Genomic DNA, 16,573 nt, shown 5'->3' with positions numbered 1-16,573 from the left:
GGTCCCCGCGGGCGTCCGCACGCGAGCACGTCTCGCACTAGTCTTGACGCACCATTTCGATCGAGGAGTCCCATCATCGTGACCGAGTCAGTCGCACCCGCGCCCGCCGAGCTTCCCCAGGCACCCGAGCCCCGGACCGCGACGACGACCACGACCGGCACCGAGCTCTTCGACGGTGAGCGCGGCGTCGTCGCGATCCGCGTCGACGGTGTCCTGAAGGACCTCGCAGCGGACGTGCAGGCCGGCGAGACCGCCGAGGCCGTCACCCTGCAGGAGCAGGACGGGCTCGACATCCTCCGGCACTCGGCCGCCCACGTGCTCGCGCAGGCCGTGCAGCAGATCAACCCGGACGCCAAGCTCGGCATCGGGCCGCCCGTCACCGACGGCTTCTACTACGACTTCGACGTCGCCGAGCCCTTCACCCCCGAAGACCTCAAGGCGATCGAGAAGGGCATGGACCGCATCGTCAAGCAGGCCCAGCGCTTCCGTCGCGTGGTCGTCACCGACGAGCAGGCACGCGAGCTGATGGCGGGGGAGCCCTACAAGCAGGAGCTCATCGGCCTCAAGGGTGCGGCGTCCGACGGTGACTCCGGCGAGAGCGTCGAGGTCGGTGCCGGCGAGCTCACCGTGTACGAGAACGTCGACCCGAAGTCGGGCGAGGTGCTCTGGCAGGACCTCTGCCGCGGCCCGCACGTCCCGCACACCCGGTGGATCGGCAACGCCGCCAAGCTCATGCGCGTCGCCGCTGCGTACTGGCGCGGCTCCGAGAAGAACCCGCAGCTGCAGCGCATCTACGGCACCGCCTGGCCCGACAAGGACCAGCTCAAGGCGTACCTGGTGCGCCTCGAGGAAGCCGCCAAGCGCGACCACCGCAAGCTCGGCGCCGAACTCGACCTGTTCTCGTTCCCCGACGAGATCGGTTCCGGCCTGGCGATCTTCCACCCGAAGGGCGGCATCATCCGCCGCGAGATGGAGGACTACTCGCGCCGTCGGCACGAGGAGAACGGCTACTCCTTCGTCTACACGCCCCACATCACCAAGGGCGACCTGTTCGAGACCTCCGGGCACCTCGGCTGGTACAAGGACGGCATGTTCCCGGCCATGCACATGGACGAGGCGAAGGACGAGGACGGCAACGTCACGCGTCAGGGTGCCGACTACTACCTCAAGCCGATGAACTGCCCGATGCACATCCTGGCGTACCGGTCGCAGCCCCGTTCCTACCGTGACCTGCCGCTCCGGATGTTCGAGTTCGGCACGGTCTACCGCAACGAGAAGTCGGGCGTCATCCACGGCCTCACCCGCGTGCGCGGGATGACCCAGGACGACGCACACATCTTCACCACGCAGGAGAAGATGAAGGAGGAGCTGACCACGACCCTCGAGTTCGTGCTCTCGCTCCTGCGCGACTACGGCCTCGACGACTTCTACCTCGAGCTCTCCACCAAGGACCCGGAGAAGTACGTCGGCGACGACGAGGTCTGGGACGTCGCGACGAACACTCTGCGCGAGGTCGCCGAGGAGTCCGGTCTCGAACTCGTGCCCGACCCCGCCGGCGCCGCGTTCTACGGCCCGAAGATCTCGGTGCAGGCCCGCGACGCCATCGGTCGCACCTGGCAGATGTCGACAGTGCAGCTCGACTTCAACCTGCCGGAGCGCTTCGGCATCGACTACACCGCGGCCGACGGCTCCCGCCAGCGTCCGGTGATGATCCACCGCGCGCTGTTCGGCTCGATCGAGCGCTTCTTCGGGGTGCTCACCGAGCACTACGCGGGTGCGTTCCCGGCGTGGCTGTCGCCCGTCCAGGTCGTCGGCATCCCGGTCGCGGCCGAGTACGGCGACTACCTCGACGAGGTCATCGCGAAGCTCCGAGCGAACGGCGTGCGCGCCGAGGTCGACCACTCGGACGACCGCATGCAGAAGAAGATCCGCACGCACACCAAGGCGAAGGTGCCGTTCCAGCTCATCGCCGGTGGCGACGACCGCGACGCCGGTGCCGTCAGCTTCCGCTTCCGCGACGGCCGCCAGGACAACGCGGTGCCCGTCGACGAGGCCGTGGACCGCATCCTCACCGCGATCCGCGAGCGCGCGCAGGTCTGATGGCACAGTCGGGAGGCCCGGAGCAGGCCGCGGGGACCGGTCACGTCGACGACGTGGCCGGTCCCACCACCGCCGTGCGCTCCGGGGGAGCGGACACCGATCCGCTGGTGATCCGCGACGCGGCCACCGGTGCAGCCGTCCCGGACGCGTTCCAGCGGCTCTGGAACCCGCACCGGATGGCCTACATCGACGCGGGCCGCGAAGGCCGGGGTCGCGGGCACGACGACGACTGCCCGTTCTGCGAAGCCCCGCGGATGTCCGACGAGGACGCCCTGATCGTGGCCCGGGGCGAGCACGCCTACGTGCTGCTCAACCTGTTCCCGTACAACAACGGGCACCTGCTCGTCTGCCCGTACCGGCACGTCCCGCTCTACGACGAGGCGACGCCGGACGAACTGCGCGAGATCGGCGAGCTGACGCAGACCGCCATGCGGGTGCTGCGCGAGGTCTCGCACTGCGACGGCTTCAACATCGGCATGAACCAGGGCGAGGTCGCCGGTGCCGGAGTGGCCGCACACCTGCACCAGCACATCGTTCCGCGGTGGCAGTCGGACGCGAACTTCTTCCCGATCATCGCCCGGACGAAGTCGATGTCGCAGTTGCTCGGCGAGACGCGTCGACTCGTCGCCGACGGGTGGCCCCGGGCGCACTAGACTGGTCGGCATCATGAGCGACAGCACCAGCACCTCCGGCACCCCTGGCACCTCGATCACCGGCTCCGACCGCGTCAAGCGCGGCCTCGCCGAGATGCTCAAGGGCGGCGTGATCATGGACGTGGTCGACGCCGAGCAGGCCCGCATCGCGGAAGAAGCCGGCGCGACCGCCGTCATGGCCCTCGAGCGCGTCCCCGCCGACATCCGTGCGCAGGGTGGTGTCGCGCGCATGTCCGACCCCTCGATGATCGAGGAGATCATCGCCGCGGTGTCGATCCCCGTCATGGCGAAGGCCCGCATCGGTCACTTCGTCGAGGCGCAGGTGCTGCAGGAGCTCGGTGTCGACTACATCGACGAGTCCGAGGTGCTGTCGCCGGCCGACTACGTGAACCACATCGACAAGTGGAAGTTCACCACCCCCTTCGTCTGCGGTGCCACCAACCTGGGCGAGGCGCTCCGTCGCATCACCGAGGGCGCGGCCATGATCCGTTCCAAGGGCGAGGCCGGCACGGGTGACGTGTCCGAGGCCACCAAGCACATCCGCACCATCACCAAGGAGATCGCGGCGCTCCGCAACCTGCGTGACGACGAGCTCTACGTCGCCGCCAAGGAGCTCCAGGCCCCGATCGACGTCGTGCAGGAAGTCGCCCGCACCGGCAAGCTCCCCGTCGTCCTCTTCACCGCCGGTGGTGTCGCCACCCCGGCCGACGCCGCGATGATGATGCAGCTCGGCGCCGACGGTGTCTTCGTCGGGTCCGGCATCTTCAAGTCCGGCGACCCGGCGGCCCGTGCCGCCGCGATCGTCAAGGCGACGACGTTCCACGACGACCCCAGGGTCATCGCCGAGGTCTCCCGTGGTCTGGGCGAGGCGATGGTCGGCATCAACGTCGCCGACGTCCCCGCACCGCACCGCCTCGCCGAGCGTGGCTGGTAGTCCGACGAGCGGCGCTCGGCCCCGCATCGGGGTCCTGGCGCTGCAGGGTGACTTCCGCGAGCACATCGCCTCGCTGACCGAGCTCGGCGCCGACGTGGTGCCGCTCCGTCGGGCAGAGGAGATCGAGACGCTCGACGGTGTCGTGATCCCGGGGGGCGAGTCGAGCGTGATGGACAAGCTGTCCCGCGCGTTCGGCGTCGCCGAGCCCCTCGCCGACGCGATCCGCGGTGGCCTGCCCACCTACGGCACCTGCGCCGGCATGATCATGCTGTCGTCGCGGATCACCGACGGGATCAGCGGTCAGCGGACCCTCGACGTGCTCGACACCACCGTGCGCCGCAACGCGTTCGGTGCGCAGAACGACTCGTTCGAGGTCGACATCCCGATGCCCGACCTCGGTGAGGCACCGGTGCACGCGGTGTTCATCCGGGCCCCCGTGGTGGAGCAGCGCGGCGACGACGTCCACGTCCTCGGCGCGCTGCCCGACGGGCAGGTCGTGGCGGTGCAGCAGGGCAACGTCATCGCCAGCGCGTTCCATCCCGAGGTCGCCGGCGAGGACCGCTTCCACCGCCGCTTCCTCGACCTGGTGCGCAGCGCCTGAGGCGTGACCGCCCACCCGCCGCACCGGCGGGACGGAAGCCGCGCCGCGCCTCCAGGCCGGTGTTCGGCCCACAGGGCCGCTAAACTGAGCGGGACTTTCCGCAATACGCAAGGAGAACCGTGTCCGGGCATTCCAAGTGGGCAACGACCAAGCACAAGAAGGCGGTCATCGACCAGCGCCGTGCCAAGTCGTTCGCCAAGCTGATCAAGAACATCGAGGTCGCCGCGAAGATGGGCGGTGCCGACATGTCCGGCAACCCGACCCTGGTCGACGCCGTGCAGAAGGCGAAGAAGACCTCGGTCCCCAACGACAACATCGACCGCGCCGTCAAGCGCGGTGCGGGTCTCACGGGCGAGACCATCGAGTACACGACGATCATGTACGAGGGCTACGGCCCCAACGGCGTCGCGATGCTCATCGAGTGCCTCACGGACAACAAGAACCGTGCTGCGGCCGAGGTCCGGACCGCGATGTCGCGCAACGGCGGCACCATGGCCGACCCGGGCAGCGTCGCCTACAACTTCTCGCGCAAGGGCGTCATCTCGGTCACGAAGACGGACGGCCTCGACGAGGACACCGTGATGACCGCGGTGCTGGACGCCGGGGTCGAGGACGTCATCGACCAGGGCGGCGGCTTCGAGATCATCACCGAGGCGAGCGACCTGGTCGCCGCCCGCACCGCCCTGCAGGACGCCGGCATCGACTACGACTCCGCCGACGCCGAGTTCGTCCCGGGCCTCAAGGTGCCGGTCGACGCCGAGACCGCCCGCAAGGTGTTCCGCCTGATCGACGCGCTCGAGGACTCGGACGACGTGCAGAACGTCTACTCGAACTTCGACATCCCCGCGGACGTCCAGGCCGAGCTCGACGAGGACGAGGGCGAGTAACCGTGCTCCGTGTGCTCGGGGTGGACCCCGGGCTCACCCGGTGCGGCGTCGGCGTCGTCGAGGTCGCACCGAACCGGCGCGCACGACTCGTCCACGTGACGGTCGTGCGCACCCCGCCGGACATGCCGCTCGAGCAGCGGCTGCTCCGCATCGCGGACGGCATCGCCGCCGAGATCGACGAGCACCACCCCGATGCGGTCGCCGTCGAGCGGGTGTTCGCGCAGGCGAACGTCCGCACCGTGATGGGCACCGCGCAGGCGGCCGGCCTGGCGCTGCACGCCGCGGCCGCCCGCGGCCTGCCCGTCGGGCTGCACACGCCGTCCGAGGTCAAGGCCGCCGTCACCGGCTACGGCAACGCCGACAAGCGTCAGGTGCAGACCATGATCGCGCGCGTGCTCGGGCTCGACGAGGCCCCGAAGCCGGCCGACGCCGCCGACGCGCTCGCGTTGGCCGTGTGCCATGCCTGGAGGCTCGGATCACCCGACGCCGCCGGCTCGCGTGCCACGAACCTCACCCCCGCACAGCGCGCCTGGCGGGACGCCCAGGGCGGCACCGTCGACTCGCCGCTGGCCCGCGCGGCCGCCGCCGCGGCCCGCCCGCAGCGTGGCAGGTCGGCGTCGTCGGTGGGCGGCCCTAGGCTCGGAGCATGATCGCGAGTCTCCGGGGCACCTGCATCGACATCGCCGGCTCGGCCGTGGTGATCGAGGTCGGGGGAGTCGGGTACGCCGTCACCGTGACCCCCGCACACGCGCTCACGATGCGCCACGGGTCCGAGGTGTTCGTGCGGACCGCCATGATCGTGCGCGAGGACGAGCACCTGCTCTTCGGCTTCGAGTCGACCGACGCGCTGCAGGTGTTCGACCTGCTCCGTGGGGTATCCGGTGTCGGTCCGAAGTCCGCGATGGGCGTCCTGGCCCACATGGACCCGGCGCAGATCGCGAACGCCGTCGCGAACGAGGACGACGGCGCGTTCCGCAAGGTCTCCGGCATCGGCCCGAAGACCGCCAAGCTCATCATCGTCGCGCTCTCCGGCAAGCTCGTGGCCTTCGAGCAGGCTGCCGTGGTCGCCGCCGCACGGGGGACCGCAGTCCACCCCGCCGCGGTCGACGTCGTCTCGGCGCTCATCGGCCTCGGCTGGCGCGAAGACGCGGCACAGACCGCGGTCGACGACGCCGTCGCCAACGAGCCCGGTGCCGCCGCGATGGGTACCCAGGCCCTGCTCCGCGCCGCCCTCGGTGCGCTCCGACCCGCGGCAGCCGGCCGGTGAGCGGCATCACGTCCGCCGGCGCCGAGTCGCAGGAAGAACTCGCGTTCGAAGGCGCGCTCCGTCCCCGCTCGCTCGACGAGTTCGTCGGGCAGCGCAAGGTCCGTGGGCAGCTCGACCTGCTCCTCAAGGCCGCGGGCATGCAGGAGCGCACGCCCGACCACATCCTGATGGCGGGTCCTCCCGGCCTCGGCAAGACCACGCTCGCGATGATCGTCGCGCACGAGACCGGGCGACCGCTGCGCATGTCGAGCGGCCCGGCGATCCAGCACGCCGGAGACCTCGCCGCCGTGCTGTCGTCGCTGGTGCCGGGCGAAGTGCTGTTCATCGACGAGATCCACCGCATGGCCCGCTCGGCGGAAGAGATGCTCTACCTGGCGATGGAGGACTTCCGCATCGACGTGATGGTGGGCAAGGGTGCCGGTGCGACGAGCATTCCCCTCGACCTCGCACCGTTCACGCTCGTCGGCGCCACCACCCGGGCCGGCCTGCTGCCGAACCCGCTGCGCGACCGCTTCGGGTTCACCGCCCACCTCGAGTTCTACGAGAAGGACGAGCTCGAGCAGGTCCTGATCCGAGCGGCCCACCTGCTCGAACTCGACATCGACCGGACCGCCCTGCGCGAGATCGCCGGACGCTCCCGTGGCACCCCGCGCATCGCGAACCGCCTGCTCCGCCGGGTGCGCGACTACGCCCTCGTGCACCGCACCACCGACGGCATGGCCGCGGTCCAGGGTGCGCTCGACCTGTACGACGTCGACGAACTCGGCCTCGACCGCCTCGACCGTGCCGTCGTCGAGACCATGCTGACGCGGTTCGACGGGGGTCCGGTCGGCCTGAACACCCTGGCCGTCTCCGTCGGCGAGGAATCCGAGACGATCGAGTCGGTCGTCGAACCGTTCCTCGTCCGCGTCGGACTCGTGACCCGCACCCCCCGCGGGCGCATCGCGACACCGCGGGCCTGGCGACACCTCGGCCTCACCCCGGGGCAGGACGACGGCGGGCAGCCCGGGCTCTTCGACGACCCGGAATCCACCGTCTGACCGCCGATCAGTCGGGTGACATGCCACGGACACCGGCGTGCCCTAGACTGCTACGGCCCGAAACCGAGCAACCAGAGAAGGCAACGCATCATGGGTCAAGAAGTCATCCTCATCGTCATCGTCGTGGCGTTCGCGGCCTTCATGTTCTACAACAGCCGCAAGCGCAAGAAGCAGCAGGCCGAACTCGTGGACAAGATGGTCCCGGGCGCGAAGGTCATGCTGTCCTTCGGCCTCTACGGCACGCTCCTCTCCGTGAACGAGGAGAAGGTCACCGCTGACGTCGAGATCGCACCGGGGACCATCGTCACCGTGCACCGTCAGACCCTGTCGCGCGTCGTCGACGACAACGCGTCGGACGTCGAGACCACCACGACCACCGAGGACGAGCCGAAGCCGGTGGCCGAGCTCAACGGTGAGCCGGTCTACGGCGAGCGGGTCGACACCGACCGTGTCGACGAGACCGACGCCACGAAGCGCAAGTCCGACGACTGACGCCCTCGGCCGCCGGGTCGTCTGACCCGGCGGCCTCCCTCTGCCGTCGCACGGTGTGCCGACGGTCCTGAACAGAAAGACGAGACGACCGGTGGCACGATCGACACCCGTCAAGAAGGCGCTGCGCTCGCTCACCTGGTTGGTGATCCTGATGGCGATCCTCGCCGGCGTGAACACCGCCGCGTCGATCCTCGCCGGCTCTTCGAAGGACGACACCGACAAGTGGTACCAGGGCGCGAGCTGGGTCCCCGAGCTGGCTCTGGACCTGCAGGGCGGCACGCAGCTGACCCTGGCGGCGCAGAACACCGAGGGTGACTCCGTCACCTCGCAGCAGCTGCAGCAGGCGGTGAACATCATCCGCCAGCGCATCGACGCCACCGGTGTCTCCGAGTCGGAGATCAACACCCAGGGCGCGAACAACATCGTCGTCTCGATCCCGGGTCGCCCCGACAAGGCCACGATCGACCGCATCGAGGCAGCGGCCAAGCTGACCTTCCGTCCGGTGCTCTTCACCGAGGCCGCGACGAACTCCGCCGTCGGTGACGACGGCAAGGGCACCGCATCGGCCACGCCGTACTCGCCGCCGGCCTCGCTCGCCGCGACGCCGAGCGCGAAGCCGACCAACGCGAGCGACCTGAACTGGGTCACGCCGAAGCTGCAGGACCTGTACACCAACTACAACTGTGCGGCTCCGGACGACGTCACCACGGCGCCCGACGACGAGCCCCTGGTCACCTGTGACCAGGACGGCGCGGGGAAGTACATCCTCGGACCGGTCGAGGTCTCCGGTGCCGACATCAGCAACGCCACCTCCGGTCTCGCCACGGACTCGCAGGGCACGTCGACGGGGCAGTGGGCCGTCAACCTGACGTTCAACGGCGAGGGCTCGAAGGACTTCCGCACCGTCACGAACCGTCTCGTCTCGCTCCAGCAGCCGCAGAACCAGTTCGCGATCGTGCTCGACGGTTCGGTCATCACCGCGCCGACGACGAACTCCGCGATCACGAACGGCAAGGCACAGATCACCGGGTCGTTCACGGCCGAGTCGTCGAAGACCCTGGCCGACCAGCTGAAGTACGGTGCGCTGCCGATCAACTTCCAGGTGCAGTCGAACGAGAACATCTCGGCGACGCTCGGCACCGCGCAGCTCATCGGTGGCCTCGTCGCCGGTCTGATCGGTCTGATCCTGGTGATCATCTACTCGGTCATCCAGTACCGGGCCCTGGCGTTCGTCACCGTGCTGTCGCTCGGGATCGCCGCGGTGCTCACCTACCTGGTGATCGCGATCATGTCGTGGCGTGTCGACTACCGCCTCTCGTTGGCGGGTGTGGCGGGTCTGATCGTCGCGATCGGCATCACGGCGGACTCGTTCATCGTCTACTTCGAGCGCATCCGTGACGAACTCCGCGACGGCCGTGCCCTCGAGAGCGCGGTCGAGTCCGGCTGGAAGCGTGCACTCCGCACGATCCTGGCGTCCGACGCGGTGAACTTCCTCGCCGCCGTCACGCTCTACGTGCTCGCGGTCGCCGACGTGAAGGGCTTCGCGTTCACGCTGCTCCTCACGACCCTCATCGACATCGTGGTGGTCGCGCTCTTCACCCACCCGATGATGCAGCTCATCGCCCGCAGCCGGTTCTTCGGCGAGGGCCACCGGTTCAGTGGTCTCGACCCGGCAGCTCTCGGTGCCGTCTACCGGGGGCGCGCACAGTTCCGCGCACCCGTCGTGGACGGCAAGCGCCAGCGCAGTGCCGGTGAGGCACAGCGCCGACAGACGATCGCGGAGCGGAAGGCCCAGCAGGCCTCCGGCGACAACGGCTCGACGCCGGACGGGAAGGACGACTGATGGCCAGCTTCAGCCAGTTCGGCAGCGACCTGTACACGGGGAAGCGGTCGTACGACATCATCGGGCGCCGGAAGACCTGGTACCTCATCGCCCTCGCGATGATCGTGATCTCGCTCGTCACCCCGTGGCTCCGTGGCGGGTACCAGCTCGGCATCGAGTTCACCGGCGGCTCGGAGTTCACGATCTCCGACGTCAAGACGCTCGACCAGAACCTCGCCACCGAGACCGTCGAGGACGTCGTCCCGGAGTCGATCCCGCGCGTCTCGCAACTCGGCACGCACGGCATCCGCGTGCAGACCGGGCAGCTCACCGACCGGCAGACGACCGAGGTGCAGGACGCCCTGGCGAAGGCCTACGACGTCCCGGAGAGCCAGGTCGCCGCGACCTTCATCGGCGCGACGTGGGGTGCCGACGTGCTCGCGCAGGCCATCCGTGGTCTCGTGATCTTCCTCGCCCTCGCCGCGGTCTTCATGACGCTGTACTTCCGCACCTGGAAGATGTCGCTGTCCGCGATGGCGGCGCTGCTGCACGACCTGCTCATCACCGCCGGCGTGTACGGCATCGTCGGGCTCGAGGTCACGCCCGCGGCGGTGATCGGGTTCCTGACCATCCTCGGGTACTCGCTCTACGACACCGTGGTGGTCTTCGACAAGGTGCGCGAGAACACCGCGCAGGAATCGATCCGGACGTTCAAGCAGTCGGTCAACCTCGCGGTGAACCAGACCCTCGTCCGATCGATCAACACCTCGGTCGTGGCGCTGCTGCCGGTCGCGGCGATCCTCTTCATCGGGTCGTACGTGCTCGGCGCCGGCACCCTGCGCGACATCTCGCTCGCGCTGTTCATCGGCATCATCGTCGGCACCTACTCGACGATCTTCATCGCATCGCCGATGTACGCGCAGCTGCGCGAGAACGAACCGAAGATCAAGGAGTCGGACGCCAAGAAGACCCAGGCGGCCGAGAAGCGCCGGCGTGAGGTCGACGCGGCAGAGGCGAACGTCTGATGCCCATCGAGATCCAGGAGATCGACGTCGCCGAGGCCCAGCGCCGCATCGACGCCGGAGCCCGGCTGTTCGACGTCCGCGAGCAGGGGGAGTGGGACGAGGTCCACGCTCCCCAGGCCACGCTCGTGCCGATGTCGGAGTTCGTGGACCGCTGGCAGGAGATCGACGGCGGCGACCAGCCGGCCATCATCGTCTGCCACTCCGGCGGTCGGTCGTCGCGCATCGTCGCGGCGCTCGAGCAGTCGGGCGTGCCGGCCGTCAACCTCTCCGGCGGCATGCTCGCCTGGGAGCAGGCGGGGGCGCCGGTGGAGCGCGACGCCCAGGGCGAACCGCGTCACGGGCACTGACCGGGGACGCGTAGTCTTGTCGGATCGAGCTCGGATCGAGCTCTCGGACCGAGTCCTGGGAGGCGCATCATGACGGACACCCGCGAAGAGCCGTCCGCGCCGAGCCGCCCGGGTTCCGCCCCGCGGCCCTCGAGCCCGATCGGTCCGAACACCACCGGCAACCTCGGTTCCCTCCGCTCGCTGCTGCCGCGCCTGTTCTCGCGCGCCCAGCCGGCCGGCGCGGTGGACACGCTGATCCGCACGGTCCGCTCGCACCACCCCAAGGCCGATGTGACACTCATCGAGCGTGCGTACTCGGTCGCCGAACGCGCGCACGACGGTCAGAAGCGCAAGTCCGGTGAGCCGTACATCACGCACCCCGTCGCGGTCGCGCAGATCCTGGCCGACCTCGGCATCGGCACGATCACCATCGCGGCCGCGCTCCTGCACGACACGGTGGAGGACACCGACTACCAGCTCGACCAGCTGCGGGCCGACTTCGGCGACGAGATCGCGATGCTCGTCGACGGCGTCACCAAGCTCGACAAGGTCAAGTACGGCGACAGCGCGCAGGCCGAGACCGTCCGCAAGATGGTCATCGCCATGTCGAAGGACATCCGCGTCCTCGTCATCAAGCTCGCCGACCGCCTGCACAACGCCCGCACGTGGGGCTTCGTCGAGTCGGCCTCCGCCACGCGCAAGGCGAAGGAGACGCTCGAGATCTACGCGCCGCTCGCGCACCGGCTCGGCATCCAGATGATCAAGCTCGAGCTCGAGGACCTGTCGTTCGCGGTCCTGCACCCGAAGCTCTACGTCGAGATTGACAGCCTGGTCAAGGAACGCCAGCCGAAGCGCGAGCAGTTCGTCCAGAACGTCATCGGCACCCTGAAGAAGGACCTGAAGGCCGCCAAGGTCCGCGGCGACGTCATGGGCCGGCCGAAGCAGTACTACTCGATCTACCAGAAGATGATCGTGCGGGGTCGTGAGTTCGACGAGATCTACGACCTCGTCGGCATCCGCGTGCTCGTGCCGACCGTGCGCGACTGCTACGCCATGCTCGGCTCGGTGCACGCCCGCTGGACCCCGCTGCCCGGTCGCTTCAAGGACTACATCGCGACCCCCAAGTTCAACCTGTACCAGTCGTTGCACACCACGGTGCTCGGACCGCAGGGTCGTGCGGTCGAGATCCAGATCCGTACGCACGAGATGCACCAGCGCGCCGAGTTCGGTGTCGCCGCCCACTGGAAGTACAAGCAGCGCGCTGCCGGCCGTGACGCCGGTACCTCGTCGACCACGGACGACCAGGACATGGCGTGGCTCGCCCACATCACCGACTGGCAGGCCGAGACCAGCGACCCGGGCGAGTTCCTCGACTCCCTTCGCTACGAGATCGGTGCCAAGGAGACCTACGTCTTCACGCCGCAGGGCAAGGTCATCGGCCTCCCCGCCGGAGCCACCCCGGTCGACTTCGCCTACGCGGTGCACACCGAGATCGGCCACCGCACGATGGGTGCGAAGGTCAACGGCCGCCTCGTCCCGCTCGAGAGCCAGCTGTCCAGCGGCGACGTCGTCGAGATCTTCACGTCGAAGAACCCCGACTCCGGCCCCTCGCAGGACTGGCTGCAGTTCGTCCGCAGCCCCCGCGCACGCAACAAGATCAAGCAGTGGTTCACCAAGGAGCGCCGCGAAGAGGCGATCGAGCAGGGTCGCGACGCCATCGCCCGAGCGATGCGCAAGCAGAACCTGCCGCTCCAGCGCATCATGAGCCAGGACAGCATCGCCGAGGTCGCCTCGTCGATGCGGTACGAGGACGTCTCCGCCCTGTACGCCGCCATCGGCGAAGGCCACGTCTCGACGCAGTCGGTGATCGAGAAGGTCCTCGGCAACGTCCAGACCGAGACCGAGACGGACGAGCCCGAACTCGCGTTCCCGCGCCAGGTCACCAGTCGTCAGCTGCGCACGAGCGACAGCGGCGTCTTGGTCCGCGGTGCGCCCGACATCCTCGTGAAGCTCGCGAAGTGCTGCACACCGGTGCCGGGCGACCAGATCGTGGGCTTCATCACCCGTGGCCAGGGCGTCTCGGTGCACCAGTCGTCGTGCACCAACGTGAAGTCGCTCATGAACGAACCCGACCGGATGATCGAGGTCGAGTGGGCTCCGTCGTCGAAGTCGGTGTTCCTGGTGCAGATCCAGATCGAGGCGCTCGATCGGTCGGGCCTGCTCAGCGACGTCACCCGGGTGCTGACCGACCACCACGTGAACATCCTGTCCGCGACGGTGTCGACCTCGTCCGACCGTCTCGCACTGAGCCGGTTCGTGTTCGAGATGGGCGACACCATCCACCTCGACCGCGTGCTGAACGCGGTGCGACGCATCGACGCCGTCTACGACGTCTACCGCGTCAGCGCCGGCTAGCGGCAGGGCCCCGCGCGGCCCGTCCGTCGACCGTCGACCGTCGACCGGTCACGACTCGTCGCACGGGCACCGTCGACCGGTCACGAACCGTCGACTGCGACCCTGCCAACCGACGGTCCGTGACCACTCGGCGAACGTGAGCGGGGTGCCCTGACCGCTCGCACACCGCCGACCGGAGGCCCGTGGCAGCCCCACCCGGCGCCTCCCGGCCCTTCCTGCCCGTCGACCGTCGCCCGTCGCCCGTCGACCGGTCACGACTCGTCGCACGGGCAGCGTCGACCGGTCACGAACCGTCGACTGCGACCCTGCCAACCGACAGTCCGCGACCACTCGGCGAACGCGAGCGGGGTGTCGTGACCACTCGGCGAACGCACCCGCGACGCACTAGCGGCCAGCGCCCCCAGCCGCATCCGGCAGCCCCCGCAACCGACGCTCGGCCTGCCGCACCATGGGGATCGTCCCGAGGGACCTCAGGCGCGCCTGCAGCTCGGCAGCGGTGACCGCCCCGATCGCGAGCAGCCCGTGCACGGCCGTCGCCTCGGCCACCCCGAACGCACCGGCCGTCGGCCCCGGCGTCCGGAGCAGGTCGACCGCGGTCCGCGCCGGCAGCGTGACCCGCAGCCGCGACAGCTCGACGGTGTCGTCGACGTCGATGCGGACCTCCCGCAGGCGGACGTCCGGACCGACGTGCACGCGGACCTGCGGCGGGATGCAGGCCTCGAGCGGCGCCGGCGGCCGGGACACCGCACCCCAGATCCACGCGGCGGTCAGGGTGCAGGCGATCAGGCGCGCGTCCCGCAGGACCCATGCGGCAGCGGCGGCGCGCAACGACGGCGTCTGCGGTTCGGCAGGGGAGGCCCAGCACGGACCGACGGCGACCAGCTCGCCGGCCAGGACCGCCGCACGCAGCTCGGGATCCGGCCAGTCGTCACTGGTCAGCAGTCGCAGGCGGGGCACCCGCACATCCTGCCCGACCTGCGCGCGCGACCGACAGGCCTGTGGACAAGCGACGGACCGGCCGGGAGGCTCGTGGCGGGCCCGCACCGCGCCTCCAGGCGGTCGCCGGTCACGTCCACGGCGTGGGTCGCGTCCACGACGCACCCAGCCGACGGCCGCGCGCCGGATCGGACGCGGCCGGACGCGACGCGCGCGCTCAGCGCAGGACGTCGGCGCGGTGCACGAGCGCCGCGGCACCGATGAGCGGACCGTCCTGGGACAACCCGGTCGGCACGATCTGCACCTTCGTGACGAACCCGAACTCCACGCGCTCCGCCACGGCCTGCCGGGCGTACTCGAACAGGTCCGGCGTGACGTGCGAGAACCCGCCGCCGATGGCGACGATCTCGAGGTCGACCAGGCTCGTGGCGGCGGCGATGGCCTGCCCGAGGGCACGGCCGCTCCGCTGGACCGCGGCGACGGCGATCTCGTCGCCGGCGGCGTACGCGGCCGAGAGCTCCTCGCCGGTCGTGCCCGCGAAGCCCTGACGACGTGCCCAGGCCACGGTCTTCGGGCCGCTGGCGATCGCCTCGAGGCACCCGGTGCCCCCGCAGGCGCAGGGGTCGTCGTAGCCGCCGCACTCGACGTGGCCGATGTGGCCGGCGTTGCCCGTCGGTCCGCTGACGGTGCGACCGTGCAGGATGAGCCCGCCGCCGACGCCGGTGGAGACGATCATCCCCATGACGTGCTCGTAGCCCTGGGCCGCGCCGACCCAGTGCTCGGCGAGGGTGATCGCCAGGCCGTCCATGCGGAGCGTCACCGGGACGTCGTCCGGCACGAGCGCCGCGATCCGGTCGCGCAGCGGGTGGCCACGCCAGACCGGCATGTTGAGCGGGGAGACGAGGCCGTGCTCCTCGTCGACGGGCCCGGCGGAACCGACGCCGACGCCCACGAGCGTCGCGTCGGCGGGCAGCGCGCCGAGCGCGGCCGTGACGACCTCGTCGACGGCGGCCTGCAGCTCGTCCGAGGTGCGCTGCGGCCCGGTGGGGCTCCGGAACCGGGTCGCCGGCAGGACGACGCCCTGGTCGGTGACGAGCGCGGCCTCGACCTTCGTGCCGCCGAGGTCGACGGCCAGGGCGAGGGCGGGGGACTGGGGTGCGGTGCTGGACATGCGCGCTCCGATGCGGCGGTCTGGAGGCACGGTGCGGGTCGCCGACGCGTCGCCGCGTCCGGTGGGCACCGGCCTGGTCGTGGTGTGGTCGTGCTGGGTGGGACAGGTGGGCTGGACGCGCCGGCTCAGCCCGGTCGGTTCAGTAGGACGTCGTGTCGTCGCCGAGCGCCGACGCGGCGCCCGTCTCGGCGCGGTGCGCGACCTCGTCGAGGATGCGGGCCGAAGCGCTCGTGCCGATGCGGTTCGCGCCCGCCTCGACCATCTCGAGCAGGGTGTCGAGCCCGCGGACGCCGCCGGAGGCCTTCACGCCGGTGTCGGCACCGACCGTGCGGCGCATGAGGGCGATGTGCTCGGCCGTCGCGCCGCCGCCCGCGAACCCGGTCGAGGTCTTCACGAAGGCGGCGCCGGCGGTCTGTGCCGCACGCGACGCCGCGACGATCTCGTCGTCGGTCAGGAACGCGGTCTCGAGGATCACCTTGACGACGGTGTCGCCGGCGGCGTCGACGACCGCGCGCACGTCCTGCTCGACGCGCTGCCAGTCGCCCGACTTCGCGGCGCCGATGTTCTGCACCATGTCGAGCTCGAACGCGCCGTCGGCCAGGGCCTGCAGCGACTCGGCGACCTTCGCCGCGGTGGACGTGGTGCCGTGCGGGAAGCCGATCACGGTGCCGACGCCGACGCCGGTGCCCGTGAGGCGCTCGACGGCGTGGGCGACGTCGCTCGGACGGACGCAGACGCTGAAGACGCGGTGGGCGGCGGCTTCGTCGAGCTGGGCGTCGACGTCCGCGCGGGTGAGTTCGGGCTTCAGGATCGCGTGGTCGATGAGGCCGCGGACGGCATCGACGGTGACGGGGAAGGCTGCGTTGTCCACCCGGCAAGCCTACCCGTCAGGCGTGCCGCGTAG

At 70.1% G+C, this 16,573-nt stretch carries 16 protein-coding genes; 13 read left to right on the top strand and 3 right to left on the bottom strand.

The genetic code is table 11. The features are described 5' to 3' along the window. The first annotated feature begins 78 nt into the window (after nt 1-78). The 13 genes from thrS (at nt 79) to DEI85_RS08145 (ending at nt 13,562) form a co-directional block, all read left to right on the top strand. The gene (thrS, locus tag DEI85_RS08205) at nt 79-2,100 is read left to right on the top strand and encodes a threonine--tRNA ligase (RefSeq protein WP_111122979.1); all 2,022 of its coding nucleotides are present in this window, start codon (nt 79-81) and stop codon (nt 2,098-2,100) included. Next, nucleotides 2,100-2,753, top strand: coding sequence for an HIT family protein (locus DEI85_RS08200; protein ID WP_258376240.1), 654 nt, complete (start codon nt 2,100-2,102; stop codon nt 2,751-2,753). The genes thrS and DEI85_RS08200 overlap by 1 nt, the downstream gene beginning before the upstream one ends. 13 nt (nt 2,754-2,766) lie before the next feature. Continuing rightward, nucleotides 2,767-3,687, top strand: coding sequence for a pyridoxal 5'-phosphate synthase lyase subunit PdxS (gene pdxS, locus DEI85_RS08195; RefSeq protein WP_027465600.1), 921 nt, complete (start codon nt 2,767-2,769; stop codon nt 3,685-3,687). Further along, on the top strand, nt 3,677-4,288 hold the full coding sequence (pdxT, locus tag DEI85_RS08190) for a pyridoxal 5'-phosphate synthase glutaminase subunit PdxT (protein WP_111122978.1): 612 nt from the start codon (nt 3,677-3,679) through the stop codon (nt 4,286-4,288). Before pdxS ends, pdxT begins: the two co-directional genes overlap by 11 nt. 119 nt (nt 4,289-4,407) lie before the next feature. Further along, on the top strand, nt 4,408-5,175 hold the full coding sequence (locus tag DEI85_RS08185) for a YebC/PmpR family DNA-binding transcriptional regulator (protein ID WP_017887357.1): 768 nt from the start codon (nt 4,408-4,410) through the stop codon (nt 5,173-5,175). Between the two features lie 2 nt (nt 5,176-5,177). Beyond that, nucleotides 5,178-5,825, top strand: coding sequence for a crossover junction endodeoxyribonuclease RuvC (gene ruvC, locus DEI85_RS08180; RefSeq protein ID WP_035808297.1), 648 nt, complete (start codon nt 5,178-5,180; stop codon nt 5,823-5,825). After that, nucleotides 5,822-6,442 carry a Holliday junction branch migration protein RuvA gene (gene ruvA / locus DEI85_RS08175; protein WP_027465602.1) on the top strand — a complete coding sequence of 207 codons (621 nt, stop codon included), beginning with the start codon at nt 5,822-5,824 and terminating at the stop codon, nt 6,440-6,442. Before ruvC ends, ruvA begins: the two co-directional genes overlap by 4 nt. Further along, entirely contained in the window at nt 6,439-7,482 is a 1,044-nt protein-coding gene (gene ruvB / locus DEI85_RS08170; protein ID WP_111122977.1) for a Holliday junction branch migration DNA helicase RuvB, read from the top strand. The genes ruvA and ruvB overlap by 4 nt, the downstream gene beginning before the upstream one ends. Nucleotides 7,483-7,572: 90 nt before the next feature. Next, nucleotides 7,573-7,974: a preprotein translocase subunit YajC gene (locus DEI85_RS08165; RefSeq protein WP_051596726.1), complete on the top strand. Its 402-nt coding sequence runs from the start codon at nt 7,573-7,575 to the stop codon at nt 7,972-7,974. A gap of 91 nt (nt 7,975-8,065) precedes the next feature. Then, nucleotides 8,066-9,817, top strand: a complete 1,752-nt coding sequence (secD, locus tag DEI85_RS08160) for a protein translocase subunit SecD (RefSeq protein ID WP_110860016.1) — start codon at nt 8,066-8,068, stop codon at nt 9,815-9,817. After that, complete coding sequence (gene secF, locus DEI85_RS08155) at nt 9,817-10,821, top strand: protein translocase subunit SecF (RefSeq protein ID WP_110860018.1); 1,005 nt, start codon at nt 9,817-9,819, stop codon at nt 10,819-10,821. Before secD ends, secF begins: the two co-directional genes overlap by 1 nt. After that, a complete protein-coding gene (locus tag DEI85_RS08150) occupies nt 10,821-11,168 on the top strand; it encodes a rhodanese-like domain-containing protein (protein ID WP_071403840.1) in 348 nt (115 codons plus the stop codon). The genes secF and DEI85_RS08150 overlap by 1 nt, the downstream gene beginning before the upstream one ends. 69 nt (nt 11,169-11,237) lie before the next feature. After that, on the top strand, nt 11,238-13,562 hold the full coding sequence (locus tag DEI85_RS08145) for a RelA/SpoT family protein (RefSeq protein WP_231495664.1): 2,325 nt from the start codon (nt 11,238-11,240) through the stop codon (nt 13,560-13,562). 384 nt (nt 13,563-13,946) lie between these two features. Here the strand turns inward: DEI85_RS08145 and DEI85_RS08140 are convergent, their stop codons facing one another. The 3 genes from DEI85_RS08140 to deoC form a co-directional block, all read right to left on the bottom strand. Then, nucleotides 13,947-14,519: a type IV toxin-antitoxin system AbiEi family antitoxin gene (locus DEI85_RS08140; RefSeq protein ID WP_181420042.1), complete on the bottom strand. Its 573-nt coding sequence runs from the start codon at nt 14,517-14,519 to the stop codon at nt 13,947-13,949. A 196-nt stretch (nt 14,520-14,715) separates the two neighbouring features. Continuing rightward, nucleotides 14,716-15,669 (bottom strand): ROK family protein, encoded by a 954-nt coding sequence (locus tag DEI85_RS08135; RefSeq protein WP_110860105.1) that lies wholly within the window; start codon nt 15,667-15,669, stop codon nt 14,716-14,718. 139 nt (nt 15,670-15,808) lie between these two features. Next, nucleotides 15,809-16,540, bottom strand: a complete 732-nt coding sequence (gene deoC, locus DEI85_RS08130) for a deoxyribose-phosphate aldolase (RefSeq protein ID WP_083404120.1) — start codon at nt 16,538-16,540, stop codon at nt 15,809-15,811. Between the last annotated feature and the right edge of the window lie 33 nt (nt 16,541-16,573).

Source organism: Curtobacterium sp. MCBD17_026, from assembly GCF_003234895.2.
GTDB classification, from domain to species: domain Bacteria; phylum Actinomycetota; class Actinomycetes; order Actinomycetales; family Microbacteriaceae; genus Curtobacterium; species Curtobacterium flaccumfaciens.
This window is presented reverse-complemented; position numbering and strand designations above follow the sequence as displayed.

Coding starts and splice junctions, on each gene's coding strand:
- DEI85_RS08200 (WP_258376240.1), top strand. CDS start 2,100: ATGGCACAGTCGGGAGGCCCGGAGCAGGCCGCGGGGACCGGTCACGTC.
- pdxS (WP_027465600.1), top strand. CDS start 2,767: ATGAGCGACAGCACCAGCACCTCCGGCACCCCTGGCACCTCGATCACC.
- ruvA (WP_027465602.1), top strand. CDS start 5,822: ATGATCGCGAGTCTCCGGGGCACCTGCATCGACATCGCCGGCTCGGCC.
- DEI85_RS08165 (WP_051596726.1), top strand. CDS start 7,573: ATGGGTCAAGAAGTCATCCTCATCGTCATCGTCGTGGCGTTCGCGGCC.
- secF (WP_110860018.1), top strand. CDS start 9,817: ATGGCCAGCTTCAGCCAGTTCGGCAGCGACCTGTACACGGGGAAGCGG.
- DEI85_RS08150 (WP_071403840.1), top strand. CDS start 10,821: ATGCCCATCGAGATCCAGGAGATCGACGTCGCCGAGGCCCAGCGCCGC.
- DEI85_RS08145 (WP_231495664.1), top strand. CDS start 11,238: ATGACGGACACCCGCGAAGAGCCGTCCGCGCCGAGCCGCCCGGGTTCC.
- DEI85_RS08135 (WP_110860105.1), bottom strand. CDS start 15,669: ATGTCCAGCACCGCACCCCAGTCCCCCGCCCTCGCCCTGGCCGTCGAC.